Raw genomic sequence first — 22,037 nt, forward strand, 5'->3', positions numbered from 1 at the left:
CATGACCACGACCGCTTCATCCTTCGACCGTCGCTACGACCTGGACTGGATCCGGGTCGGCGCATTTTTCCTGCTGATTCTGTATCACGTCGGCATGTTCTACGTACCGTGGGACTGGCACGTGAAGAGCCCGCATCCGGTCGAGGCGATCGAGCCCCTGATGCAACTGACCAATCCGTGGCGTTTGACCCTGCTGTTCCTGGTGTCTGGCGCGGCGACGCGGTTCATGGCCGACAAGGTCAGCGTCGGAAAGCTCACCACGGCGCGGATCGCGCGGCTGCTGCCGCCGCTGGTCTTCGCCATGTTCGTGATCGTTCCGCCTCAGTCCTATTATCAGGTCATCGAATATGCGGCGGCTCACCCCGGCTGGCTGACGGGCTTCGAGTCCTATGCCGGTTTCTGGGCAAAATACGCCACCGCTTCGGGCCAGTGGTGCGGCCCGGACGAGGGCAAGTGCCTGGTCACCCCGACCTGGAACCACATGTGGTTCGTGGCCTATCTGCTGGTCTATTCGCTGGTTCTGGCTCTGATGCTGGCGTTGCTGCCCAAGCTGGGCGTCAGGTTCCAGGGCGGCTTGGAGCGCATACTGAAGGGACCGGGCCTGCTGATCTGGCCCATCGCCTTCCTGGCCGTGACACGCATGTTTCTGATGCCGCTGTTCGAGATCAGCCATGCCCTGACCGACGACTGGTACAACCACGCGGTGTCGTTTGGGGCCTTCCTGCTCGGCTTTGGCCTGGCCAAGTCGGACGTTCTGCGGGAGCGGCTGATCGGCGCGCGCTGGCTGGCGCTGGTGCTGGCGGTCGTCTGCTGGGCGGGTTGGGCGAGCTATGCCTGGCTCTATCGCGCCGACGACGCAAATCCGGCGCAGGCCCTGCGCCTGTTCATGCGGTGCGTCTATTCGATCAACCAGTGGTGCGCGATCGCCGCCATCCTGGGCTTTGGCGCCAAGCATTTGAACCGCGATGCGCCGGCTCTACGCTACCTGACCCTGGCGGTCTTCCCGCTCTATATCGTCCATCAGACCCTGATTGTGGTCTTAGCCCATCACTTGGCCAAGCTTGCCCTGCCGCAGGGCCTGGAGGGGACGATCCTGATCGGTGTGACCTTCGCGGGCTGCTTCGGCGCCTACGAGATCGTCCGACGCATCCCTGTGGTGTGCTGGTTGTTTGGCCTGAAGGCTCAGCCCCGCGCCGAGGCCAGCCGGCCGCCCGTCGCGGCATAGGCCTGGGTCCCGCTTGTGAACACGGTGTCGCCGGGCAGGATCTCGGCGATACCGATGTCGCAGGCGCCCTCCAGCCGGTCATAGATCGGCGCGAAGTCCTGGAGGGTGACCTCCTGCAGGGTCTGGATCGAGTCGATGACGAAATAGGCCTGCTGGAAATCATCGATCCGGTAGGGGGTGCGCATCACCCGCTCCAGATCAAAGCCGATGCGGTTGGGGGAGGGATCGTCCAGGGCGAAGATCGACTCGGCCCGCGACGAGACGATGCCCGCGCCATAGATTCGCAGGCCCTGCGGCGTCTGCATGAGGCCAAATTCGACGGTGTACCAGTAAAGGCGCGCGAGATTGGCCAGCCGCCCCAGGTCCAGCGCACGTTGTCCGCCCCGGCCATAGGCCTGCATGTAGTCAGCAAAGACCGGGTCGGTCAGCATCGGCACGTGGCCGAACACGTCGTGGAAGATGTCGGGTTCCTGCAGGTAGTCCAGTTCATCGGGCTTGCGGATGAACTGCCCGGCGGGGAAGCGGCGATTGGCCAGGTGGTCGAAGAAGACATCGTCGGGCACGAGGCCCGGCACGGCGACCACGCTCCAGCCCGTCAGGCGCTGAAGTTCGTCGTTGATCCGCGCGAAGTCAGGAATGCCTGAGCGGTGCAAGTCCAAGGCGTCGAGGCCCTTCAGGAAGGCGTCGCAGGCTCGTCCCGGCAACATGGCTGTCTGGCGCTCATAGAGCGTGATCCAGACATCGTGCTCAGCCTGGGAATAGCTTTCCCAGCCCTGATCGATGGTCCAGTCCGCCCGGGTTCCGGGCGGCGGCGAGGGGGTAAAGCCGTCTGCGCTCATGAGACGACGCTACGCCCCATTAGTCGCAAATATCGTCCGGAATTTGCGCCGAAAGCCAGGTTCGCCGGAGAAGACTTGCGCCTAGTGCGAAATCCGGGGGCGAAGCTTGTAGGCGCCGTGATCGAAGGACTCGAAGATCACCGCCGTCTGCGGGTGCTGCACCGGCTCGCCGGTCTCGTCGGCCAGCAGGTTCTGCTCCGACACATAGGCGACGTAGGTGTTCTCGTCGTTCTCGGCCAGCAGATGGTAGAACGGCTGGTCCTTGATCGGCCGAATGTCCTCGGGAATCGATTCCCACCACTCGTCGGTGTTGGCGAACACGGGGTCGACGTCGAACACGACCCCCCGGAACGGGAAGATCCGGTGCTTGACCACCTGGCCGATCGCGAATTTGGCGAATCTCGAATTCATGCGGTTAAGGATAGCAGGCTCACCTGACTGAATCCTGAACGCAGAGTTCCGCAGACGGATAACAAGGCTTCCGCCCGCCACCGCCGCGTTGCTATGCTCCGCTTCGAAGTGAGGCGCCGTGATTTGCGGCGTCTGCGAGACAGGTGGAAAGACCATGTCGGAGGCGCCGCGCGCGCCCGACGCGCCGCATTCTCCTCGTGAGGAGAGCGGCCGGCGTCGGCGGCCGCCGGGCGAGCAGTCGTGTTATGCGGCGCTCGATCTGGGCACCAATAACTGTCGCCTCCTGGTGGCGACGCCATCTCCGCGCGGGTTCCGCGTCGTCGAGGCCTATTCCCGCATTGTTCGCCTGGGCGAGGGGCTTTCGCAGACTGGCAAGTTGTCGGACGCGGCCATGGATCGCTCGATGGCGGCCCTGAAGGTCTGCGCCGAGAAAATCCGCCGTCGCAAGGCGATCAAGATCAAGGCCGTGGCCACGCAGGCCTGTCGCGGGGCCGACAACGGCGCCGCCTTCGTTCAGCGCGTGGCCGAGGAAACCGGCCTGCGTCTGCAGATCATCACGCCGCGCGAAGAGGCTCAGCTTTCCGTCGCCGGCTGCATGAGCCTGTTTGACCGCGAGGCCGACGCCGCTCTGGTGGTGGATGTGGGTGGCGGCTCGACAGAACTGTCCTGGGTGGACTTGAAGGGCGAGGGCCTGGACGCCAAGCCGCGCCAGTTCGCGGCCTGGAAGCTGCCGATCAGGGCCTGGCTGTCGATCCCGGTCGGGGTGGTGACCCTGGCCGAACGCTTCCCCGAAGGCGATCGGGTCGAGGAGGGCTGGTTCCGGGCCATGGTCGACGACGTCAAGGCGCGGATCGAGGCCTTCCCCCATGCCGAGCCAATGCGCGAGGTGTTCGCCAGCGGCCGGGCGCATCTGGTCGGCACCTCCGGCGCCATTACCAGCCTGGCGGGCCTGCATCTGGGCCTGCAGCGCTATGACCGCAATGTCGTCGACGGCCTGTGGATGGACCGCAAGGATTGCGAGATCGCGGCTGATCGACTGCTGGCTCTAACGGCCGCCGAGCGGGCGCTGGAGCCGTGCATCGGCGCCGATCGGGCTGACCTGGTCCTGGCCGGCGCGGCGATTCTTCAGGCCGTTCAGGAGCTTTGGCCGTGTTCGCGCGTGCGTGTGGCCGATCGAGGGCTTAGAGAGGGGCTTCTGATGTCCCTGATGTCCGAACAGCAGCGCCGCCCGCGTCGGCGCCGCCGTGGCGGGGCGTCCAAGTTCAAGCCGGTGTCCGAATGACCGAAGAAGAACCGCCCCGCAAGCGCATGGTCAAGCCGCCGGCCGGCGGCACCGATGCTGGCCGCACCAAGCCCGCGCGCCTGAAGAAGACCTATGGCCGCACGACGTCTCAACAGGCGTGGCTGGAGCGGCAGATCAATGACCCGTTCTCGGCCAAGGCTCGCGCCATGGGCTATCGCAGCCGCGCGGCTTTCAAGATCAGCGAGATCGACGAGAAGTTCGGCTTCTTCAAGAAGGGCGCTCGGGTCATCGACCTGGGTTGCGCGCCCGGCGGCTGGCTGCAGATCGCGGTCGAGCGCGGGGTCACCCAGCTGGTCGGCGTCGACCTGCTGCCGGTCGATCCCGTCGAGCCTGCCCACATCCTGGAGATGGACTTCACCGACGACGCCTGTCCGCCCAAGCTGATCGAGCTGCTGGGCGGCGCGCCGGACGTGGTGCTGTCGGACATGGCGCCCAACACCGTGGGTCACCGCGAGACCGACCACCTGCGCATTGTCGGTCTGATCGAGATGGGCGCGGAGTTCGCCATCGAGGTGCTCAAGCCCGGCGGCGCCTTCGTGGCCAAGGCCTTCCAGGGCGGCGAGACGGCTGACGTGATCGCCCGCCTGAAGAAGAACTTCGACAAGGTTGTCCACTACAAGCCCAAGGCCAGCCGCGCCGACAGCTCGGAGGTGTTCCTGGTGGCGACGGGGTTCCGGGGGCGGTGAGCAGGTCGGCGGGCGGCATCGAAAGCCTGGTCTCGCGACCGTTTCGCAACCTGGCGCTTTCGATCGCCTTCGTCCTGTTTGTCGCCGCTTGCGCGATCGTTGCCTACGGAGCGGCCGGCTGGCCGTTCGGCGACGCCCTCTACATGGTCACCCTCACCATCTTCACGGTCGGCTATGGCGAGGTTCGCCCGATCGACACCGACTACTTGCACCTCGTCACCATGGCCACGATGGTGTTCGGATGCACCGGGGTCATCATCGTCACCGGCTCGCTGGTGCAGGCCCTGACCCAGACCCAACTCGAACAATTCTTCGGTAAACGCGTGGAAAAGACCATCGAGCGGCTGGAAGGCCACACCATCATCTGTGGCTTTGGCCGGATCGGCATGATGCTGGCCAGCGAGCTGGCGGCGGCCGGCTCGAAGCTGGTGATCATCGAGCGCGACGAGGCGCGCGCCCAGCACGCGCTCGAGCTGGGGCATCTTTGCCGGCAGGGCGACGCCACCGACGAGGCGATGCTGAAGGCGGTGCATATCGAGCGCGCCAAGGTGATGGCCACGGTGCTCGCCGACGACGCGGCCAATGTGTTCATCACGCTTTCGGCGCGCAGCCTCAGCCCCAAGCTCCACATCATCGCCCGCGGCGAGCGTCCTTCGACCGAGGGCAAGCTGCTGCAGGCCGGCGCGAACCGGGTGGTGTTGCCCACCCACATCGGGGCCGAGCGGATCGCTGAACTGATCCTGTTTCCCGAGATGGCGCAGATCTTTCGGGGCGGACAGGCGGGCGCGACCTTGGACAAGGCCCTCGACCGTCTTGGCCTGGATCTCGAAATCCTGGTCGTGCCGCGTGATGTCTCGCACGGCGCGCTAACAGCCGGCGAGATCGAGCGCCGCGCCGGCGCGGCGTTCCTGTTGCAGATCAACCGGCCGGACGGGGCGGTGATCGCCAAGCCGGCCCCTGACCATCCCATCGAGGCCGGAGACGGCCTTGTGCTGCTGTCCAAGCTGGGGCGCGGCGCGCTCGACGGCCTGTTTGAGGAAGCGGCTTCGGGGTCGACCTAGAACCAGACCGCGAAGTGTCTTGAGCGGCTCGACAAACCCGGACCCCGCCGCTATACCCGCGCCGCAAAATGGAGACTCCAATGGAGATTCGCGAAGGGCTCACCTTCGACGACGTTTTGCTCGAACCCGGTCCGTCCGACGTCATGCCGACCCAGGTGACGACCGAGACCAAGTTCACGCGTGAAATCAGTCTGAACATCCCGCTCGTGTCCGCCGCCATGGACACGGTCACCGAAAGCCGCCTCGCCATCGCCATGGCTCAGGCCGGCGGCATGGGCATCCTGCACCGCAATCTGACGGTGGACGAGCAGGCCGACCATGTGCGCGAAGTGAAGCGCTACGAAAGCGGCATGGTCATCAATCCGCTGACCATCAACCCGGAAACCACCCTGGCCGAGATCCGCGAGATCAAGGCCCGCCGCAAGATCTCGGGCTTCCCGGTGGTCGAGCGCGACACGGGCAAGCTGGTCGGCATCCTGACCAACCGGGACATGCGCTTCGAGGGCGACGACAAGGTCCCGGCCTCGGCGTTGATGACCCGCGAGAACCTGATCACGGTGTCCGAGGGCATCGATCACCGCGAAGCGCGCGAGATGCTGCGCAAGCACAAGATCGAGCGCCTGATCGTCGTCGACGAAAGCTATCGCGCCGTTGGCCTGATCACGGTCAAGGACATCGAGAAGGCCCAGGCTCACCCCCTGGCGGCCAAGGACGACAAGGGCCGCCTGTTGGTCGGCGCGGCCTCGACCGTCGGCGACGCCGGCTTCGAGCGTTCGATGGGCCTGGTGGACGCCGGCGTCGACGTCGTCGTCATCGACACCGCCCATGGCCACTCCAGCCAGGTCGCCCAGGCGGTCAGCCGCCTGAAGCGCGAAGCCAACCGCGTCCAGATCGTCGCCGGCAACATCGCCACCTATGACGCCGCCCGCGCCCTGATCGACGCCGGCGCCGACGCGGTGAAGGTCGGCATCGGCCCCGGTTCGATCTGCACCACCCGCATCGTCGCGGGCGTGGGCGTGCCGCAGCTGACCGCAATCATGGAGGCCGTCCGCGCCGCCAGGGAAAGCGGAACGCCGGTTATCGCCGATGGCGGCATCAAATATTCGGGCGACCTGGCCAAGGCCATCGCCGCCGGCGCCAGCACGGCCATGATGGGCTCGATGTTCGCCGGCACCGAAGAGGCGCCCGGCGAGGTGTTCCTGTACCAGGGGCGTTCGTACAAGAGCTATCGCGGCATGGGCTCGGTGGGCGCCATGGCGCGGGGTTCGGCCGACCGGTACTTCCAGAAGGAAGTGACCGACAGCTTCAAGTTGGTGCCGGAAGGCATCGAGGGCCAGACGCCGTTCAAGGGCGCCATCGCCCCTGTTCTGCACCAGCTGGTCGGCGGTCTTCGCGCCGCCATGGGCTATGTCGGCGCCCCCACGATCGCCGAGTTTCAGAGCCGCGCCCGCTTCGTGCGCATCACCGGCGCCGGCCTGCGGGAAAGCCACGTCCACGACGTGATGATCACGCGCGAGGCGCCCAACTATCCGAGCGCGGTCTAGAACATGCGGGTCGCCGTCGAACTTCAACTCCTTGCCGCCGCGGTCCTGGTCGGACTGGTCCACCTGCTGTGGGCCTCCGCCGCCGCGCAACCGCAGCGGGGTCTGAAGTGGAACGTCGGCCCGCGCGACGAACCTGTGGTGCTGACCGGAATGGCGGGGCGCCTCGAACGCGCCTTCGCCAATTTCCGCGAGACCTTTCCGCTGTTCGCCGCCGCCGTGTTGGTGACCTATCTCTCGGGCCGGATCGGCTATCTGACCGCCCATGGCGCGCTGCTCTATGTGGCGGCTCGGGTGGTCTATGTGCCGCTCTATGCGTTCGGCATTCCCTATGTCCGCAGCTTCGTCTGGCTGTTGTCCTTGATCGGTCTCGGGATGGTCCTCGCGGCCATGGTGGTCTGAGACCATGCGGGACGGAGGACGGGTTTCAGCAGCGATCGAGGTTCTGGCCGAGATCGAGGCGCGGCATTTTCCGGTGAAGATGGCGCTGAAGCGCTGGGGCGAGAGCGCGCGCTATGCCGGCTCCAAGGATCGGGCCTTCGTGTCGGGCCTGGTGCTGGACGCCCTGCGTCGCAAGCGCTCGCTGGGCTTCATGATGGGCGACAGCTCCGCGCGCGGCGTGGTGCTGGGCGTCCTGGCCCACGTCTGGGGCTGGTCGCCCGAGCGCGTCGCCGAGGCGGCGGGCGAAGAGCATGGCGCGGGCGCTCTGGCCGAGGCCGAGATCAAGGCCCTGGCGACGCCGGCCTCTCTGGCAGATGCGCCGGCTGCTGTGGCCGGCGACTATCCCGACTGGCTCGAGCCCTTCCTGGCCCGCGCCCTCGGCGACGGCGTTCGCGACGAGATGGCGGCCCTGTCGCAACGGGCTCCTGTCGATCTACGCATCAACACCATCAAGACTGACGCCGAGCGCGGCGCTAAAGCCGTGGCCCTGATCGGCGGCGAGCCGGCTGGCGTGCTGGAAAACGCCTTTCGTATTCCCGCGCCGCAAGCTGCTGATCGCACGCCTTCGGTGGAAGCCGTTCCGGCCTTCTCCAAGGGCTGGTTCGAGGTGCAGGACCTGGGCTCCCAGATCGCCGCGACGATGGCCGGCGAGATCAAGGGCAAGCAGGTGCTGGACTTCTGCGCCGGCGGTGGCGGCAAGACGCTGGCCCTGGCGGCGGCGATGAACAACACCGGCCAGATCTTCGCCCACGACAGCGACGCCCGCCGCCTGGCCGACACGATCCGTCGCGGCCAGAGGGCAGGGGTCCGCAACCTGCAGATCCGCTCGCCGATCGAGGCCGAGCCGCTGAAGGGCCTCGAGGGCAAGCTGGACGTTGTGTTTGTCGATGCGCCCTGCACGGGTTCAGGCACCTGGCGCCGCCACCCTGATGCGAAATGGCGCCTGTCGCCCGATCAGCTGGCCAAGCGCCAGATCGAGCAGGACAGCGTGCTGATCGACGCCGCCGATTTCGTGAAGCCGGGCGGCCGCCTGGTCTATGTGACCTGCTCTCTGCTGGTCGAGGAGAACGAGGACCGCGTCGCCGCCTTCCTGGCGCGCCGGCCCAACTTCGCGGTCAAGCCGATCACGTCCGAAGCTATCGCCGACCATGTCAGCGCCCAGGGCTACCTGCGCCTGACGCCCCACACCGCCGATACGGACGGCTTCTTCGCCGCCGTGCTGGAACGAACGCCGCAATAGCCTTCTCCCCCATGGGGAGAAGGTCCGACCTGAACACGCCGGAGACCCATCGCCCATGACCGCCCCCGTCCATCACCAGCGCGTTCTGATCGTCGATTTCGGCAGCCAGGTGACCCAGCTGATCGCCCGCCGGGTGCGCGAGGCGGGCGTCTATTGCGAGATCCATCCGTTCGACAAGGCCGAGGCCATCGTCGACGACTACGCCCCCTCGGCGATCATCCTGTCGGGCGGTCCCGCCAGCGTGCTCGAGGCCGACAGCCCCCGCATCGGCAAGAAGCTCTTTGATCTGGGCGTGCCACTGCTGGCCATCTGCTACGGTCAGCAACTGCTGTGCGACGTGCTGGGCGGCAAGGTCGAGGGCGGACACTCCGGCGAGTTCGGCCGCGCCGAGCTGACCATCGGCAAGGTCAATCCGCTGTTCGAAGGCCTGGCTGGTGTCGGCGAGCTGGAAACCGTCTGGATGAGCCACGGCGACCGGGTCACCGCCATCCCCGACGGCTTCGAGGTGATCGCGACCTCGAACGGCGCCCCGTTCGCGGCCATCGCCGACGATGCGCGCAAGATCTACGCGGTGCAGTTCCACCCCGAGGTCGTGCACACGGTCAACGGCACGCAGGTCTATCGCAACTTCCTGAAGCTGGCCGGCCTGAAGGGCGACTGGACAATGGCGTCGTTCCGCCAGGAAATGGTCGGCAAGATCCGCGCCCAGGTCGGGACCGGCAAGGTGATCTGCGGCCTCTCGGGCGGCGTCGACAGCTCGGTCGCCGCCGTGCTGATCCACGAAGCCATCGGCGACCAGCTGACCTGCGTGTTCGTCGACACTGGCCTGCTGCGACACAACGAAGCCGAGCAGGTCGTCACCCTGTTCCGCGACCACTACAACATCCCGCTGGTCCACGTGGACGCCGGGGCCGAGTTCCTGGGCGCCCTGGCCGGGGTCAGCGATCCCGAGACCAAGCGCAAGATCATCGGCGGCAAGTTCATCGACATCTTCGACCGCGAGGCCGCCAAGATCGACGGTGCCGACTTCCTGGCCCAGGGCACGCTCTATCCGGACGTGGTCGAGAGCGTCTCGGCGCGTGGCGGTCCCTCGGCGGTGATCAAGAGCCACCACAATGTGGGCGGTCTGCCCGACTTCATGAAGCTGAAGCTGGTCGAGCCCCTGCGCGAACTGTTCAAGGACGAGGTCCGCGCCCTGGGCGTCGAGCTGGGCCTGGCCCCGGCCTTCGTCGGCCGCCATCCGTTCCCGGGTCCTGGCCTGGCCATCCGCATCCCCGGCGACATCACGCCCGAGAAGGTCGCCGTGCTGCAGCAGGCCGACGCCATCTATCTGGAAGCGATCCGCGAGGCGGGCCTCTATGACAAGATCTGGCAGGCCTTCGCGGTGCTGCTGCCAGTCAAGACCGTCGGCGTCATGGGCGACGCCCGCACCTATGAGAACGTTCTGGCCCTGCGCGCGGTGACCTCAACTGACGGCATGACCGCCGACTTCTTCGAATTCCCTTGGGACGTCCTGGGCAAGACCGCGACCCGGATCATCAATGAGGTCCGGGGCGTCAATCGCGTCGTCTATGACGTAACGTCCAAGCCGCCCGGCACGATTGAGTGGGAATAGGCAGAGACTGATCGCATCGCCGACCGACCCTTCTGATGGGGCGGCCGGCGGGCGATGGCGGGCCTATTTCTTCTTGAACAGGGTCGCCATGTCACCCTTGACGCTGGGGTTGGACGCATTGGCTTTCGGAGGGGCCTGCTTCTTCGACTTGCCCTTGGTCTCTTTCATGGTGCGTTTCTTTCCGTCGCGCACGCTCGACTTGGCGGCTCGCCGTCGATCGTGGCAATCATCGTCGAGTGGCGATAGCCACGGCGGCGTCCGCGCCACGCGACGATCGACAGTCTCGCACGTCCTGTCCGCAATCGGTGGTTAATCGTCCGACCGTCGGCGGTTCCTCTCGGGAGATTTGAATGAAACCGATCCTGGCGCTCTGCGCGATGGCCTGGCTGGCGGCCGCTCCGACCTTGGCTTCGGCGCAAACCGCGGCTGATCAGTTTTTCACCCAGCTGCAAACGCTCTGCGGCAAGAGTTTCACGGGGCAGGTGGTGACGGGCGACGCGGTCGATGACCCGTTTCGCAAGGTCGAACTGGTGATGACCGTGGCGCGCTGCGACGCCAACGAAATCCGTATTCCCTTCCGGGTCGGCGAGGATCGCTCGCGGACCTGGGTGATCACCCGGCTGGGCGAGGGGCGCTTGCGGCTGAAGCACGATCACCGTCACGCCGATGGCGTCGAGGACGAGCTGTCACGCTATGGCGGTGACACGGTCGACGCGGGCTCGGGCGCCTTGCAGAGCTTTCCGGTGGACGCGGAGTCGCGCGCCCTTTTCGCACGGCTGGATCGCGCCGTGTCCAACACCAATGTCTGGTCGCTGGGGCTAACCCAAGACACCTTCACCTATCAACTGGCGCGACCGGGGCGGGTGTTCCGGGTCTCCTTCGACCTGACACGACCCAGGCCGGCGCCCTAGCCGCACAGATGCTGAGATCGCTGCGGCGTGGCGGAGCCGGCGCGGGTTGGCCTTTCAGGTGACGGCGTCGACGGCGGCATAGGCGGGTTCGCGCCAGATGTCGTTTTCGATGATCTCGGCGAGGCGGTCGACGGCGTCCCACACGTCGACGAACCGCAGGTGCAGAGGCGCGAAACCGAAGCGCATGGTGGCCGGGGCGCGAAAGTCGCCGATCACGCCGCGCGCGATCAGGGCCTTCATGATCGGATAGCCCGAGGGGTGGTCATAGGCGATATGGCCGCCCCGGTCGGCGGGATTTGCGGGGCTGCCGAGCACGAAGCCGGCGTCCGGCAGGCGCGCCGCCATCAGGTCCTGGAACAGCGTACCGAGGGCCAGAGACTTGGCGCGGATAGCCTCCGTCCCGGCGCGTTCGATCATGTCGATCCCGGCCTCGGTGGCGACCATGCTGAGGATCGGCTGGGTGCCCGTCAGCATGCGGCCGATACCCTCGGCGGGGCGATAGTCGCGGTCGAAGGCGAACGGCGCGCCGTGGCCCCACCAGCCTGTCAGGGGCTGCGCCGCCGCGCCCTGGTGGCGGCTGGCGACGAACAGGAAGGCCGGGCTGCCCGGGCCGCCGTTGAGATACTTGTAGGTGCAGCCGACCGCGAAGTCGGCCTCGCAGCCGTTGAGGTCTACGGGAAGGGCGCCGGCGCTGTGGCACAGGTCCCAGATGGCCAGCGCGCCATGGGCGTGCGCCCTGGCGGTGACGCCGGCCATGTCGAGCACGTGGGCGGTCTTGTAGTGGGCCTGGGTCAGGACGACGGCGGCGACATCGTCGTCGATGGCGGCGTCGAGGGCGTCCTTCTCGGCGAAGCGGATCTGGTGACCCTTGCCCAGCGACTGGATCAGGCCCTGAACGATGTAGTTGTTGGTCGGAAAGTTGCTGCCTTCCATCACGACCACGCGCCGTTCCGGGCGCAGGGCCAGGGCGGCGGAGACGACACGGAAGAGGTTGATCCCGGTGCCGTCGGTCAGAACGACCTCGCCAGGCGCCGCGCCGATCAGGCCCGCCAGGCGATCCCCAAGGCGGTAGGGCAGGGCGAACCATCCGGCCGTATTCCAGCTGGTGATCAGGCCGTTGGCCCATTCCTCCCGCGCCGACTGGGCCACGCGCTCCAGGGCGGCCTTGGGCGCCGGACCGAGCGAGTTGCCGTTCAGATAGACGACGCCTTCGGGCAGGGCGAACTCGGCGACGAAGGCGGCCAGCGGATCGGCGATGTCCATCGCCTGGGCGGCGGCGCGGGAAAGCTGCGGGGTCATGACGGGAGAGGGTTTCGTCACCCGCCGAACGAGCGTCCGCCGCCGAAGCCGCCGCGCGAGATCACCGAGCTGCGGCTCTGGACGCGGCTCGGGGCCTCGGCGCGCGAGGGCGCATCGAAGCTTTCCGAACGCACCCGCGTGCGGCCGGTGACATAGTCGCGCGACAGCGGATAGCCGCTGCCGCCGTAGTAGGTCCCGTCGCGGTCGCGATACATCGGCGCGCCGCGATAGCCGCCGCCCATGTTGTTGAGCGCCTGGCCGATGATGAAGCCGGTCAGCAGGGGCGTGAAGAAGCTGCCGCCGCCCTGGCTGGAGCGCGGCACGCACTGGTCGACGCCGTAGCGTTCCTCGCAGGACTGCTGGTCGTTGAACTTGGGCGCGTTCTCGGCGCTGTCCTTCTGGGCCTGGGCCAGGGTGGTTTCGCACTGCTGGGCGGTGAAGTCGCCCGAGGCCTTGCACTCGTCCAGGCTGGTGAAGGTGCGGGCCTCGACCGCGCGGCCGGACTGCGCCGCCGGCGGATCGCCCCACTGGGTGACGGCCGGGGCGTTGTCGCAGGCGGTGATCGACACAGCCGCGCCCGCCATCAGGGTGGTCAGGGTCAGGCTGCGCGAGCGCTTCATTTGAGACCTGGCTTGGCGGGGTCGGGCTTGATCGGTCATGGCGCGGCTCATGAGGTCATGCAGGCGGCGTTGAGCAGGCCCACCGCGATGGAGATGCTGGCCAGATAGACGCCGGCCGCCAGTTCGCCGCGCTCGATGCGGGCGGCGACGTCCTTCATCACCACCATGCGGATCAGGGTGAAGGCGGCGATCTGGATCACGCCGGCCAGGGCGGCCCAGGCGCAGAACTCGACCAGCGAGACGGTGTGGCTGAGCGCCGAGGCCAGCGGCAGCACATAGCCGACCAGGGCGCCCCCCAGGACCAGCGCTGCGGCGACGTTGCCTTCGCGGATCAGCGTGCCCTCATGATAGGGCGTCACCCACTGATAGATGACCTTGAAGGCCACGGTGAATAGGCCGGCGGCGACAAAGGCCACCAGGAAGGCGAGGGCGCTGGTGGCGAACCCCTGAAGATCGAACATGGTCTGTCTCTTTCCGGTCAGGCTTTGAATTCGCCGGCTTCCAGCGGGATGCCGAGCATGATCTCGAACGAGACCTCGTGGTCTTCGCTCTCCTGCTCGATGGCGAGCAGCAGTTCGCGGCCGTCGCCCGGCAGGTCGCGGGCAAACAGCATGCAGGTCTGGAAGATGCGCCGATCCGGAATGCCATCCCGATCGTCGTGCAGGTCTTCCCAGAAGGTGACGGGGTCCTGGCTTTCGGCTTCGTCGCCGAACCACAGCCGCGCATACTCCGCCAAACCCTTGGCGGTGAAGGTGCGGGCTTTCAGCCGCGCGGCCCAGGCCTCGCGATCGGCGCGGCCGCCGGGGTAGGCGCTGTCCCAGGGCATGAAGACCGTCACATCGGTCAGGCGCTGGCCCTCGCGATCGTCGGACACCGCCTGAAACATCACGTGGTCGTCAGTATAGAACCGATGGACGAACCCGCCGTCCTTCAGATCGACCAGACCCTGGGCGGTGATCTCCAGCGTGTCGCGATCCAGCGAGAATCGCGTGTCGCCGCCAAACCGTCGCCAGGCCAGGGTGTCCAGCCAGACGGTTCGACCCAGCGTGACATTGCGGATGGCGGGCAGGGCCGGCGCGGCGAGCGCCGCATCCTTGCGTCCGAAAAGCTTGCTGAACATCAAAAGCGGACCCGTTGGCGACTCCCTCTATGTGTACGACGCCCGCTGGCCGGGCAACAGGGGCTGCGCCATTACGAACTTGTCATGGCGAACGCGAGGGCGATGCTCTCGACGACTGGCGTTCGGCCTCCCATCTTGTATGAAACGCCAAGACCTCTGGAGGATGACGCCCCATGACGACCCCCGCCTGGACTGTTCGCTCGCTGCAGACCGCCCTGTCGGATGGCCTCAGTGACGCGATGACGGCCCGCGTCGTCGAAGGCGCTGATCCCATCCTGCTGGTCACCATGCACGAGCAGGGCGACCTGGAAATCTTCGTCAGCGTCAGCGACCAACAGATCGCCGCCTCGGTCCTGCTGTGGCCGGTCGACGAACAGGAAGACCGCCACGCCTTCAACGAGTTCCTGCTCAAGGCCCAGAAGCTGGTGCCGCTGTCGAACTTCGGCATCGGTACGGTCGGCGACCGCGACTACTACGAACTGTTCGGCGAACTGGCGCCGTCCTCGTCGCTGGACGATATCCTGATCGAGCTGCGCGTCCTGGCCGAGAACGCCATCGAGGCCGCTTCCGATCTGCGCTCGTCCTTCACCCCCGCCTAATATCGTTCCCGGAGACCCACCGATGTCCATCTGGCGCAAGCTGTTCACCCTGGGCCGCGCGGGCGCGCATGAAGCCTCGGCCGCCGTCGTCGACGCCAACGCCATCCGGATCCTGGATCAGGAAATCCGCGACGCCGACACTGCCCAAGGCAAGGCCCGCGACGACATGGCCACGCTGGTCGCTCGTCGTCGTATCCTGGAAAAGGAAGTGTCCAGCTTCCGCGAGCAGGTGACCAAGTACGAAGGCTCGGCCCGCGCCGCCGTCGGCAAGGGCGACATGGACCTGGCTCGCCAGGTGGCCCAGCGCATCGCCGACCTCGAGCAGGACATTGCCCTGAAGGAGCCCCAGATCGAGGGCATGCGCGCCGCCGAGGATCAGCTCCACACCGCCATCACCGCCACCGACCGCCGCATCGAAACCCTCCGTCGCGAGGTCGAGGTCGTGAAGGTCAACGAGTCCGTCCAGAAGGCCCAGGCCTCGGTCGCCGCGCGCGGCGCGGGCGCCGGCTCGTCGCTGGGCTCGGCCGCCGACAGCCTGGCCCGGATCAAGGAAAAGCAGGCCATTCGCGGCGAGCGCATCAAGGCCGCTGGCGAACTGGAAGACCGTCGCACCGGCGCCGATCTGGACGAAAAGCTGCGCCTGGCCGGCATCGGCCCGGGTCAGTCCTCGGCCGACGACATCCTGGCCCGTCTGGCCCCCCCGGCCGCGGCCCCGCTGCAGATCGAGCAGAAGTCGAGCGAAACCTAGAGCGCATGCGCCGACTTGACCTGACGCCGCGCGCCGACTGGCAGGCGAAAGCCGACGCCGTCGGCTTCGTCTACCATCACACCGACGGCCAGCCCTATTGGGACGAGTCGGCGGCCTATGCCTTCACCCTGGCCCAGATCGAGGACGATCTGGAGCCGGCGGCGGCCGAGCTGCACGAGCTTTGCCTGGACCTCGTCGACGAGGCGGTCGGCAGCGAGGCCCTGATGACGCGGTTGGCGATCCCGGCCGCGCACCAGGACTTCATCGCCGCCTCGTGGCGCGCCAAGGAGCCTTCGCTCTATGGCCGTTTCGATTTCGGCTATGACGGCGCTGCCAAGCCCAAGCTCTACGAATACAACGCCGACACCCCGACCAGCGTCTTCGAGGCGGCCACCTTCCAATGGCTATGGCTTGAGGAACTGCTGGCCTCCGGCGCCCTGCCGGCGGGGACTGACCAGTTCAACAGCCTGTTCGAGGCCTTGCGCGACCGGTTCAAGACCCTGTTTCCGACCGGCGGCTTCGTCCATTTCGCCAGCGATGCTTCGGCGATCGAGGATCGCCAGACCGTTCGTTTCCTTGAAGATCTCGCCCTGCAGGCGGGACTGGATCCCAAGTTCGTCGCCATCGACGCCATTGGCGTGAACGGCGAGGGCCAGTTCGTCGACCATGAGGGCTTCATCGTCCAGGCGGCGTTCAAGCTCTATCCGTGGGAGTTCATGCTGCGCGAGCCCTATGCCGCGCACCTGAAGACCGCAGGCGTGCGCTGGCTGGAGCCGCCGTGGAAGGCGATCCTCTCCAACAAGGGCATCCTGCCCCTGCTGTGGGAGCGCCACCCCGGGCACCCCAATTTGCTGGAAGCCTATTTCGAGGACGATCCCCGCGCCTCGGCCCTTGGGCCGCGCCATGTGCGCAAGCCGCTGTTCTCGCGGGAAGGCGCCAATGTCGAGATCATCGGCGGCGAAGAACCCGTGCTGGACCAAGGCTACGGCCAGGAAGGCGCGATCCTGCAGGCCTATCACCCGCCGCCGGTTTTCGCCGGCAAGCACCCCGTCGTCGGGGCCTGGATGGTGGGCAATGAGCCGGCCGGAATCGGCATCCGCGAGGACGACAGCGTGGTCACCAAGAACCTAGCGCGCTTTGTTCCGCATATCATCGAGGCTTGAGGCAACCCCGGATCGGGCGCGGCAATTCGCCTGATGGGCGTAATCGCCCTTGCGGTCAGACCCGGGATCACTCCAACGTGACCTTTGGCCGGCCGTCGCGATGCGCGCACGGATCGGAAACACACAGAGACTGAACGTCGGGGGAATGATGACTTCGGAACAGGACAGCGCGGGCTCGAGCATCGCCGCGATTCTGGCGGCCGTTTCGGCGGAAATGTCGATCGCCGCTGAGGCCTGCGGAAAGCTGGACGACGCGCTGGGGCAGATCCTGGCGGTGAGCCCGCCAGAGAGCCGCAATCAGGTGATGCAGGAACTGCATACGGTCGACCTGCTGGCCCAGCACATCACGGCGGTGACCGACTTCACCCACCGGCTGGCGCTGATCGCCTCTACGGACGACACTCTGGAGGTCGAAGAGGCGCTGTCGGCCATCACCCTGGGCGCGGTTGCTCAACGCCTGCGCGGCAACCTGGCCGCCGCAAAGGCGGACTGATCCATGGCGCGCGATTCCGAGCAGCCCTCGCTGTTTGGCTTCGAGGCCGCGCCTCGCGACAAGCACCTGATCCTGATGGTCTATCCGGACCAGCAGGCCAAGACGGCCGCCCAGGCGTGCGGCCGTCGCTACCAGCTCGATAACGGGTTGGGCGGCGCGGTCTTCAATCCGGACCTGATGCACGTCACCCTCGGTCATTTCGACTATTGGGATGAGGTCCCGGCGAGCCTGATCGAGCGGATCACGCGCGCGGCGTCTAAAGTGGCGATGGGGCCGTTTCAGGTGTCCTTCGACCAGATCGGCGGCTTCCCCGGGAACGTGGTGTTGCGTGGCGGTGAAGGGCTGAAGGCGCTGGAAGCCTTCCAGGCGGCCCTTCGCCATGCCCTGGCCTGGGAGAGGCTCGACGGCTCCCACATGAACTTCACGCCCCATCTGACGGTCGTCTATGGTCAGCCGGGCGCGGTCATCGCCGCTATCGAGCCCGTGAGCTGGACCGTGAGCGAGTTCGCCCTCGTGATCAGCCATCACGGCAAGGGGCGGCATGAGGTTCTGGCCCGCTATCGGCTCGTCGGCTGACTTGCGCCAGGAGGGCAGCGCGGCTACCCGTCGGCGCCTTCAGGAAAGGACCGGGCCATGAGCGTCACGATCTACGGCATCAAGGCCTGCGACACGATGAAGAAGGCCCGCGACTGGCTGGACGGGCAGGGCGTCGCCCATGCCTTTCACGACTACAAGGTCGCCGGGATCGACCGGGGCAGCCTGGAGCGCTGGGTCGACGCGCTGGGCTGGGAGACGGTGCTAAACCGGGCCGGCACGACGTTTCGCAAGCTGGCGGACGCCGACAAGCAGGATCTGGACGCGGGCAGGGCGATCGATCTGATGCAGGCCCAGCCTTCGATGATCAAGCGACCCATACTCGACATCGACGGAAACTTGACCGCAGGCTTCAAGCCGGATGTCTATGCGCGGGCCTTCGGAAAGGCCGGTTGAGGCATTCGACTTTGCGCAAAGCGCGAGTCGGCGGAATTTAAGACGACAACCGGGGCGAAGCGGGGCTATTTCGGCCATCGACGCTCCGTCTGAAAAAGAAAAGCGCAGGAACCGTTCCGTGGGAGCCTATCCCGTCCCGTCGTACGACATGGTCATCTTTGACTTCGACGGCACGCTGGCCGACAGCGCGGCGTGGATGATGAAGGCTGTCAATCCGATGGCCCGGCGCTTTGGCTTCAAGACGGTCACCGACGAAGAGATCGACATGCTGCGCGGCCGCGGCACGCGCGAGGTCATCCGCTATCTGGGCATTTCGCCTTGGAAGCTGCCGATGATCGCCTCGCACGGCAAGAAGCTGATGGCGGCCGAGTGCGACTCCATTCCGCTGTTTCCCGAGACCGCAGGCATGCTCCAGGCGCTGCACGATGCCGGGCTGCGGCTGGCCGTGGTCAGCTCCAACAGCGAGCGCACGATCCGCTCGGTGCTGGGCCCCGAGCTTTCCGGCCTGATCAGCCAGTTCTCCTGCGGCGCCTCGCTCTTCGGCAAGGCGCGCAAGTTTCGCAAGGTGACCTCAGGGGCCTCGCGCGACCGGGTGATCTGCATCGGCGACGAGACCCGCGATATCGAGGCGGCCCATGCCCTGGGACTGGCCAGCGGCGCGGTGACCTGGGGCGCGGCCAAGCGCGCCATCCTGGCCGAGCACGGCCCCACGATCGTCTTTGAATCCCCCTCCGAACTTATTTCGCATCTCGTTGCATCCAGGGCGAGCGTCGGCGGCGACTAACCTTCAGAAACGGGCGCGAGCGTCTCGCGTCCATCGGAGGGATGACAATGTCGGGGCTGATCGATTCGTTCTGGTGGCTGCTGGTTCCGCTGAGCTGGTTCGCGATCTTGGGCTGGAACGCCTGGCTGGCGGAAAAGGCGCGCCGCGACGCCATGGATCTGATCCAGACCTATGTCCGCAGCGGGCGCGACGCGCCGCCGGAACTGCTGGCCAAGCTCAACAAGGCCTAGGCGACAATCGGAGGGGCAAACCCATGGAAGACCTGTTTCGTTCGTATTGGTGGCTGATCTTTCCGCTGAGCTGGTTCGTGTATGGCGGCTTCCAGAGCTGGCTGTCCTATCGCGCCAATCGCGACACGCTGGACCTGCTGAAGGCCTACGCGGCCAGCGGACGCGAGCCGCCGCCGGAACTGGTGGCGCGCCTGAACACGCGCAGCAACTACGATCTCGACGATGATCGCGACGACATGCGGCCGCGGTATCGCTATCGCCGCGAGCGGGGCTGGTACCATGTGGTGCTGTTTGGCGTGCTGTGCATGGGCTTCACCTTCGCTGCCACGTCCGACATCTACGAGGCTGGCCCGGCCTTCCTGATCGTCGCCTTCGTCATGGGCGCGCTGAGCCTGGCGTCTCTGGTGTCGGTGCTGACGGGTCGAGGCCCGAAAGCCTGATGGACGCGCCGCTCGTCAGGGCGGCGCGGGCCGGATCCCAGGCGGCGTTCGCCCGGCTGGTCGCGATGCACGAGAAGCCCCTGCGGGGATTTCTGCGGAAGAGCGGCTGGGTCGACGCCGACGACATCGCTCAGGAGGCTTTCGTGGCGGCCTGGACGAGTTTGGGACGGCTGCGCGCCGACGATGGCTTTCGCGCCTGGCTCTACGGAATCGCCTGGAGGAAGGCGCTGGGCAACCGTCGCGCCGCCAGCCGTTCAGCCCGGCGCGACGAGGACTGGCGGGGCCAGGAAGCCCTGGAAGCCGCCTCGGAGGTCGCTCGGGAGGATCGGATGGCACTGCAGGCCGCGCTGGACACCCTGCCGGAAGATCAGCGCGCCTGCGTCACCCTTTGCCTTGGCCAGGGCTGGTCGCATCCGGAAGCGTCCGAGGCGCTGGGCCTGCCGCTGGGCACTGTTAAGTCGCATGTAACCCGCGGTCGTGAGAGACTGCTGGCTGTACTGGGAGATCCGTCATGACCCCTGATGATCGTTTGGCCGCCTTCCTGAGCGAGGCGCCCGCGCCGCGCGCTTCCGACCTGTTGGTGGCCGAGGTCATGGAGGCTGTCGAACGCCGGGCGTTTCTGGACCGTCTGATGGTCGGCGGCGCGGCGGCCCTGGCTGCCAGCGTGGTCTTGTGGGCCTGTTCGCCGATCCTGAATATGGCGGTCGACGCCTTGGCGCCGACCCTGCTTCCGGTGGCGGGCATGCTGGTCCTGGCCATCGCCGCAGTCATGCTGGGCGACCGGTTGCTGGCGCAGAAGTAGCTTACGAAAGTTTCATCTCGCCGGGCGCCTCCAAACGCCTGTCCCGGCGCCTCTTATAGTCAGAAGGCGGCGACAAGGATGTCGCGCCCCCCAAGAGGAATTCGCCATGGATGAGATCCTGATCCCCATCGTGCTGTTCATCGTCATCGGCGCCATCGTGATCGTGCCGGTCTGGCTGAAGAGCCGTGAACGTCTCGAGATGCAATCAACGCTGCGCGCGGCGATCGACAAGGGACAACCCGTTCCGCCCGAAGTCATCGAGGCCCTGACGCGTAATGTGAAGGTTGCTCCCACCTCGCTCAGCGACATCCGGGCGGGCGTTATCTGGCTGGCCATCGGCGTCGGCATTGGCCTTTTCAGCTACTTCTCCGACTTCGGCGATCATGACATGGACTTCCCGGGCATCGGCATTGCCTGCATTCCCGTCGTGATCGGCGTGGCCTTCATCGTTCTCAGCTTCTTCAATCCCAACAAGTTCAAGCGCGTCTGATCGCTTAAGCCTTGGGGAAGGGGAAAAGCATGTCCATGGACCGCCCACCAACGGGCCACGATGTCGAGCTCGCCGCCTTCGCGGCGGCGGGCGACCGGCGCGCCTATGGCGAGCTGGTCCGGCGACACGGTTCGGCGGTTCGGGGTCTGCTGCGCCGGATGGGAGCCGACTCGGCGACCGCCGACGACATGGCCCAGGACGCCTTCCTGGCCGGTTTCGAGCAGGTGGCGGACTATCGCGGCGAAGGCGCCTTCGGCGGCTGGATCAAGCGGATCGCGGCGCGGTGCTATCTGCGCAAGGTCAAGCGTGAAGCCCGCATGATCTTCACCGACGAAGCCCAGGATGGCGACGATCCGACGGCGCTGAACGAGCCTCGTACGGCCAACCGCATCGACCTGGACGAGGCCCTCAAGAGCCTGTCGAAAGGCGAGCGGCTCAGCGTCTCGCTCTGCTACGGCGGCGACTGGTCGCACGCCGAGGTCGCCGAGGCCTTGAACATCCCGATCGGCACGGTGAAATCCCATGTCAAACGTGGTTTGGATAAACTCAGGGCCAAACTGGCCCCACCTAGTGAAAGCGCGAGGAGGGAAGCTCATGGCTGAACCCGATTTCGAAGCGCAGCTGACGCGGCTCTACAACGAGCCACCGGCCTTTCCGGACGCCGAGCTGTTTGCCGCCCAGATCGCGGCCAATCTCGATCGTGGCTGGGCGCTGCGTCGTGTTCTGATCGGCGGGGCTGGCATCGCGGCGGGGGTGATCGCGGCGGTGCAACTGGTCGCTACCCGCTTCTCGGCCGAATTGCAGACCCTGTCGCGCGAGGGAACGCGGGACCTGAACGCCGATGTCGACCTGGCCCTGAACAAGCTCAACCAGATGGTCGCGACGCCCGCCAGCGTGGAAGCGCTGTGGCTGGCGGCGGGCCTGGCGCTTCTGGCCCTGGGTTTCGCCGTGACGCGGGCGATGGAAGAGTTCTGACCCGGCATCGA

At 66.6% G+C, this 22,037-nt stretch carries 29 protein-coding genes; 23 read left to right on the top strand and 6 right to left on the bottom strand.

Annotated elements, in window-relative coordinates:
- Window position 1: 1 nt before the first annotated feature.
- Window positions 2–1,225, top strand: coding sequence for an acyltransferase family protein (locus ACW17V_RS08770; protein WP_492108443.1), 1,224 nt, complete (start codon window positions 2–4; stop codon window positions 1,223–1,225).
- On the opposite strand, the gene phhA is transcribed toward ACW17V_RS08770, so the two are convergent.
- Entirely contained in the window at window positions 1,183–2,064 is an 882-nt protein-coding gene (gene phhA / locus ACW17V_RS08775; RefSeq protein WP_492108444.1) for a phenylalanine 4-monooxygenase, read from the bottom strand. The two genes, ACW17V_RS08770 and phhA, sit on opposite strands and share 43 nt — an antisense overlap.
- An 81-nt stretch (window positions 2,065–2,145) precedes the next feature.
- Window positions 2,146–2,475: a heat shock protein HspQ gene (gene hspQ / locus ACW17V_RS08780; RefSeq protein WP_062146137.1), complete on the bottom strand. Its 330-nt coding sequence runs from the start codon at window positions 2,473–2,475 to the stop codon at window positions 2,146–2,148.
- 154 nt (window positions 2,476–2,629) lie between these two features.
- On the opposite strand from hspQ, the gene ACW17V_RS08785 reads away from it, so the two are divergent.
- From ACW17V_RS08785 to ACW17V_RS08820, 8 genes are all read left to right on the top strand, one after another.
- On the top strand, window positions 2,630–3,757 hold the full coding sequence (locus ACW17V_RS08785) for a Ppx/GppA phosphatase family protein (protein ID WP_492108445.1): 1,128 nt from the start codon (window positions 2,630–2,632) through the stop codon (window positions 3,755–3,757).
- Window positions 3,754–4,464, top strand: coding sequence for an RlmE family RNA methyltransferase (locus ACW17V_RS08790; RefSeq protein WP_492108446.1), 711 nt, complete (start codon window positions 3,754–3,756; stop codon window positions 4,462–4,464). Before ACW17V_RS08785 ends, ACW17V_RS08790 begins: the two co-directional genes overlap by 4 nt.
- Window positions 4,461–5,525 (top strand): potassium channel family protein, encoded by a 1,065-nt coding sequence (locus tag ACW17V_RS08795; RefSeq protein WP_492108447.1) that lies wholly within the window; start codon window positions 4,461–4,463, stop codon window positions 5,523–5,525. The genes ACW17V_RS08790 and ACW17V_RS08795 overlap by 4 nt, the downstream gene beginning before the upstream one ends.
- Window positions 5,526–5,605: 80 nt before the next feature.
- Window positions 5,606–7,069 carry an IMP dehydrogenase gene (guaB, locus tag ACW17V_RS08800; RefSeq protein ID WP_492108448.1) on the top strand — a complete coding sequence of 488 codons (1,464 nt, stop codon included), beginning with the start codon at window positions 5,606–5,608 and terminating at the stop codon, window positions 7,067–7,069.
- Between the two features lie 3 nt (window positions 7,070–7,072).
- Window positions 7,073–7,468: an MAPEG family protein gene (locus ACW17V_RS08805; RefSeq protein ID WP_492108449.1), complete on the top strand. Its 396-nt coding sequence runs from the start codon at window positions 7,073–7,075 to the stop codon at window positions 7,466–7,468.
- A gap of 4 nt (window positions 7,469–7,472) precedes the next feature.
- The gene (locus ACW17V_RS08810; protein WP_492108450.1) at window positions 7,473–8,747 is read left to right on the top strand and encodes an RsmB/NOP family class I SAM-dependent RNA methyltransferase; all 1,275 of its coding nucleotides are present in this window, start codon (window positions 7,473–7,475) and stop codon (window positions 8,745–8,747) included.
- A 55-nt stretch (window positions 8,748–8,802) separates the two neighbouring features.
- Window positions 8,803–10,362: a glutamine-hydrolyzing GMP synthase gene (guaA, locus tag ACW17V_RS08815; RefSeq protein WP_492108451.1), complete on the top strand. Its 1,560-nt coding sequence runs from the start codon at window positions 8,803–8,805 to the stop codon at window positions 10,360–10,362.
- Between the two features lie 350 nt (window positions 10,363–10,712).
- Window positions 10,713–11,273, top strand: coding sequence for a hypothetical protein (locus ACW17V_RS08820; protein WP_492108452.1), 561 nt, complete (start codon window positions 10,713–10,715; stop codon window positions 11,271–11,273).
- A 54-nt stretch (window positions 11,274–11,327) separates the two neighbouring features.
- On the opposite strand, the gene kynU is transcribed toward ACW17V_RS08820, so the two are convergent.
- From kynU to ACW17V_RS08840, 4 genes are read right to left on the bottom strand one after another with little or no spacing between them, the layout of a single operon-like run.
- The gene (gene kynU, locus ACW17V_RS08825) at window positions 11,328–12,572 is read right to left on the bottom strand and encodes a kynureninase (RefSeq protein WP_492108453.1); all 1,245 of its coding nucleotides are present in this window, start codon (window positions 12,570–12,572) and stop codon (window positions 11,328–11,330) included.
- 17 nt (window positions 12,573–12,589) lie between these two features.
- Window positions 12,590–13,192: a DUF1190 domain-containing protein gene (locus tag ACW17V_RS08830; protein WP_492108454.1), complete on the bottom strand. Its 603-nt coding sequence runs from the start codon at window positions 13,190–13,192 to the stop codon at window positions 12,590–12,592.
- A gap of 47 nt (window positions 13,193–13,239) precedes the next feature.
- On the bottom strand, window positions 13,240–13,653 hold the full coding sequence (locus tag ACW17V_RS08835) for a DUF350 domain-containing protein (RefSeq protein WP_492108455.1): 414 nt from the start codon (window positions 13,651–13,653) through the stop codon (window positions 13,240–13,242).
- Window positions 13,654–13,670: 17 nt separating this feature from the next.
- Window positions 13,671–14,312 (bottom strand): DUF2491 family protein, encoded by a 642-nt coding sequence (locus ACW17V_RS08840; RefSeq protein WP_492108456.1) that lies wholly within the window; start codon window positions 14,310–14,312, stop codon window positions 13,671–13,673.
- A gap of 173 nt (window positions 14,313–14,485) precedes the next feature.
- On the opposite strand from ACW17V_RS08840, the gene ACW17V_RS08845 reads away from it, so the two are divergent.
- The 14 genes from ACW17V_RS08845 to ACW17V_RS08910 all read left to right on the top strand — a co-directional run bounded on the left by ACW17V_RS08845 (window position 14,486) and on the right by ACW17V_RS08910 (window position 22,026).
- A complete protein-coding gene (locus tag ACW17V_RS08845) occupies window positions 14,486–14,911 on the top strand; it encodes a YjfI family protein (RefSeq protein WP_419255155.1) in 426 nt (141 codons plus the stop codon).
- A 22-nt stretch (window positions 14,912–14,933) separates the two neighbouring features.
- On the top strand, window positions 14,934–15,659 hold the full coding sequence (locus tag ACW17V_RS08850; RefSeq protein WP_492108457.1) for a PspA/IM30 family protein: 726 nt from the start codon (window positions 14,934–14,936) through the stop codon (window positions 15,657–15,659).
- Window positions 15,660–15,664: 5 nt separating this feature from the next.
- Window positions 15,665–16,822 carry a glutathionylspermidine synthase family protein gene (locus ACW17V_RS08855; RefSeq protein WP_492108458.1) on the top strand — a complete coding sequence of 386 codons (1,158 nt, stop codon included), beginning with the start codon at window positions 15,665–15,667 and terminating at the stop codon, window positions 16,820–16,822.
- 148 nt (window positions 16,823–16,970) lie between these two features.
- Window positions 16,971–17,315 (top strand): DUF8776 family protein, encoded by a 345-nt coding sequence (locus tag ACW17V_RS08860; protein WP_492108459.1) that lies wholly within the window; start codon window positions 16,971–16,973, stop codon window positions 17,313–17,315.
- Window positions 17,316–17,318: 3 nt separating this feature from the next.
- Window positions 17,319–17,891: a 2'-5' RNA ligase family protein gene (locus ACW17V_RS08865; protein ID WP_492108460.1), complete on the top strand. Its 573-nt coding sequence runs from the start codon at window positions 17,319–17,321 to the stop codon at window positions 17,889–17,891.
- A gap of 57 nt (window positions 17,892–17,948) precedes the next feature.
- Window positions 17,949–18,305 (top strand): ArsC family reductase, encoded by a 357-nt coding sequence (locus ACW17V_RS08870; RefSeq protein ID WP_492108461.1) that lies wholly within the window; start codon window positions 17,949–17,951, stop codon window positions 18,303–18,305.
- Between the two features lie 118 nt (window positions 18,306–18,423).
- Window positions 18,424–19,089, top strand: a complete 666-nt coding sequence (locus ACW17V_RS08875) for an HAD hydrolase-like protein (protein WP_492108462.1) — start codon at window positions 18,424–18,426, stop codon at window positions 19,087–19,089.
- Window positions 19,090–19,136: 47 nt separating this feature from the next.
- Window positions 19,137–19,319, top strand: coding sequence for a hypothetical protein (locus ACW17V_RS08880; RefSeq protein WP_492108463.1), 183 nt, complete (start codon window positions 19,137–19,139; stop codon window positions 19,317–19,319).
- A gap of 23 nt (window positions 19,320–19,342) precedes the next feature.
- Entirely contained in the window at window positions 19,343–19,759 is a 417-nt protein-coding gene (locus tag ACW17V_RS08885; RefSeq protein ID WP_492108464.1) for a hypothetical protein, read from the top strand.
- On the top strand, window positions 19,759–20,274 hold the full coding sequence (locus ACW17V_RS08890; RefSeq protein ID WP_492108465.1) for an RNA polymerase sigma factor: 516 nt from the start codon (window positions 19,759–19,761) through the stop codon (window positions 20,272–20,274). Before ACW17V_RS08885 ends, ACW17V_RS08890 begins: the two co-directional genes overlap by 1 nt.
- Window positions 20,271–20,561 (top strand): hypothetical protein, encoded by a 291-nt coding sequence (locus ACW17V_RS08895; RefSeq protein ID WP_492108466.1) that lies wholly within the window; start codon window positions 20,271–20,273, stop codon window positions 20,559–20,561. Before ACW17V_RS08890 ends, ACW17V_RS08895 begins: the two co-directional genes overlap by 4 nt.
- A 106-nt stretch (window positions 20,562–20,667) precedes the next feature.
- A complete protein-coding gene (locus tag ACW17V_RS08900; protein WP_492108467.1) occupies window positions 20,668–21,051 on the top strand; it encodes a DUF6249 domain-containing protein in 384 nt (127 codons plus the stop codon).
- A 29-nt stretch (window positions 21,052–21,080) separates the two neighbouring features.
- Window positions 21,081–21,653 carry an RNA polymerase sigma factor gene (locus tag ACW17V_RS08905; RefSeq protein WP_492108468.1) on the top strand — a complete coding sequence of 191 codons (573 nt, stop codon included), beginning with the start codon at window positions 21,081–21,083 and terminating at the stop codon, window positions 21,651–21,653.
- On the top strand, window positions 21,646–22,026 hold the full coding sequence (locus ACW17V_RS08910) for a hypothetical protein (protein ID WP_492108469.1): 381 nt from the start codon (window positions 21,646–21,648) through the stop codon (window positions 22,024–22,026). Before ACW17V_RS08905 ends, ACW17V_RS08910 begins: the two co-directional genes overlap by 8 nt.
- Window positions 22,027–22,037: the final 11 nt, after the last annotated feature.

This window comes from Caulobacter sp. FV2ye17ST, from assembly GCF_058680955.1.

Excerpts from the sequence above, each read along its gene's own strand:
- ACW17V_RS08770 (WP_492108443.1), top strand. The coding sequence starts at position 2 with ATGACCACGACCGCTTCATCCTTCGACCGTCGCTACGACCTGGACTGG.
- phhA (WP_492108444.1), bottom strand. The coding sequence starts at position 2,064 with ATGAGCGCAGACGGCTTTACCCCCTCGCCGCCGCCCGGAACCCGGGCG.
- hspQ (WP_062146137.1), bottom strand. The coding sequence starts at position 2,475 with ATGAATTCGAGATTCGCCAAATTCGCGATCGGCCAGGTGGTCAAGCAC.
- ACW17V_RS08785 (WP_492108445.1), top strand. The coding sequence starts at position 2,630 with ATGTCGGAGGCGCCGCGCGCGCCCGACGCGCCGCATTCTCCTCGTGAG.
- ACW17V_RS08790 (WP_492108446.1), top strand. The coding sequence starts at position 3,754 with ATGACCGAAGAAGAACCGCCCCGCAAGCGCATGGTCAAGCCGCCGGCC.
- guaB (WP_492108448.1), top strand. The coding sequence starts at position 5,606 with ATGGAGATTCGCGAAGGGCTCACCTTCGACGACGTTTTGCTCGAACCC.
- ACW17V_RS08805 (WP_492108449.1), top strand. The coding sequence starts at position 7,073 with ATGCGGGTCGCCGTCGAACTTCAACTCCTTGCCGCCGCGGTCCTGGTC.
- ACW17V_RS08810 (WP_492108450.1), top strand. The coding sequence starts at position 7,473 with ATGCGGGACGGAGGACGGGTTTCAGCAGCGATCGAGGTTCTGGCCGAG.
- guaA (WP_492108451.1), top strand. The coding sequence starts at position 8,803 with ATGACCGCCCCCGTCCATCACCAGCGCGTTCTGATCGTCGATTTCGGC.
- ACW17V_RS08820 (WP_492108452.1), top strand. The coding sequence starts at position 10,713 with ATGAAACCGATCCTGGCGCTCTGCGCGATGGCCTGGCTGGCGGCCGCT.
- kynU (WP_492108453.1), bottom strand. The coding sequence starts at position 12,572 with ATGACCCCGCAGCTTTCCCGCGCCGCCGCCCAGGCGATGGACATCGCC.
- ACW17V_RS08830 (WP_492108454.1), bottom strand. The coding sequence starts at position 13,192 with ATGAAGCGCTCGCGCAGCCTGACCCTGACCACCCTGATGGCGGGCGCG.
- ACW17V_RS08835 (WP_492108455.1), bottom strand. The coding sequence starts at position 13,653 with ATGTTCGATCTTCAGGGGTTCGCCACCAGCGCCCTCGCCTTCCTGGTG.
- ACW17V_RS08840 (WP_492108456.1), bottom strand. The coding sequence starts at position 14,312 with ATGTTCAGCAAGCTTTTCGGACGCAAGGATGCGGCGCTCGCCGCGCCG.
- ACW17V_RS08845 (WP_419255155.1), top strand. The coding sequence starts at position 14,486 with ATGACGACCCCCGCCTGGACTGTTCGCTCGCTGCAGACCGCCCTGTCG.
- ACW17V_RS08850 (WP_492108457.1), top strand. The coding sequence starts at position 14,934 with ATGTCCATCTGGCGCAAGCTGTTCACCCTGGGCCGCGCGGGCGCGCAT.
- ACW17V_RS08855 (WP_492108458.1), top strand. The coding sequence starts at position 15,665 with ATGCGCCGACTTGACCTGACGCCGCGCGCCGACTGGCAGGCGAAAGCC.
- ACW17V_RS08860 (WP_492108459.1), top strand. The coding sequence starts at position 16,971 with ATGACTTCGGAACAGGACAGCGCGGGCTCGAGCATCGCCGCGATTCTG.
- ACW17V_RS08865 (WP_492108460.1), top strand. The coding sequence starts at position 17,319 with ATGGCGCGCGATTCCGAGCAGCCCTCGCTGTTTGGCTTCGAGGCCGCG.
- ACW17V_RS08870 (WP_492108461.1), top strand. The coding sequence starts at position 17,949 with ATGAGCGTCACGATCTACGGCATCAAGGCCTGCGACACGATGAAGAAG.
- ACW17V_RS08880 (WP_492108463.1), top strand. The coding sequence starts at position 19,137 with ATGTCGGGGCTGATCGATTCGTTCTGGTGGCTGCTGGTTCCGCTGAGC.
- ACW17V_RS08885 (WP_492108464.1), top strand. The coding sequence starts at position 19,343 with ATGGAAGACCTGTTTCGTTCGTATTGGTGGCTGATCTTTCCGCTGAGC.
- ACW17V_RS08890 (WP_492108465.1), top strand. The coding sequence starts at position 19,759 with ATGGACGCGCCGCTCGTCAGGGCGGCGCGGGCCGGATCCCAGGCGGCG.
- ACW17V_RS08895 (WP_492108466.1), top strand. The coding sequence starts at position 20,271 with ATGACCCCTGATGATCGTTTGGCCGCCTTCCTGAGCGAGGCGCCCGCG.
- ACW17V_RS08900 (WP_492108467.1), top strand. The coding sequence starts at position 20,668 with ATGGATGAGATCCTGATCCCCATCGTGCTGTTCATCGTCATCGGCGCC.
- ACW17V_RS08905 (WP_492108468.1), top strand. The coding sequence starts at position 21,081 with ATGTCCATGGACCGCCCACCAACGGGCCACGATGTCGAGCTCGCCGCC.
- ACW17V_RS08910 (WP_492108469.1), top strand. The coding sequence starts at position 21,646 with ATGGCTGAACCCGATTTCGAAGCGCAGCTGACGCGGCTCTACAACGAG.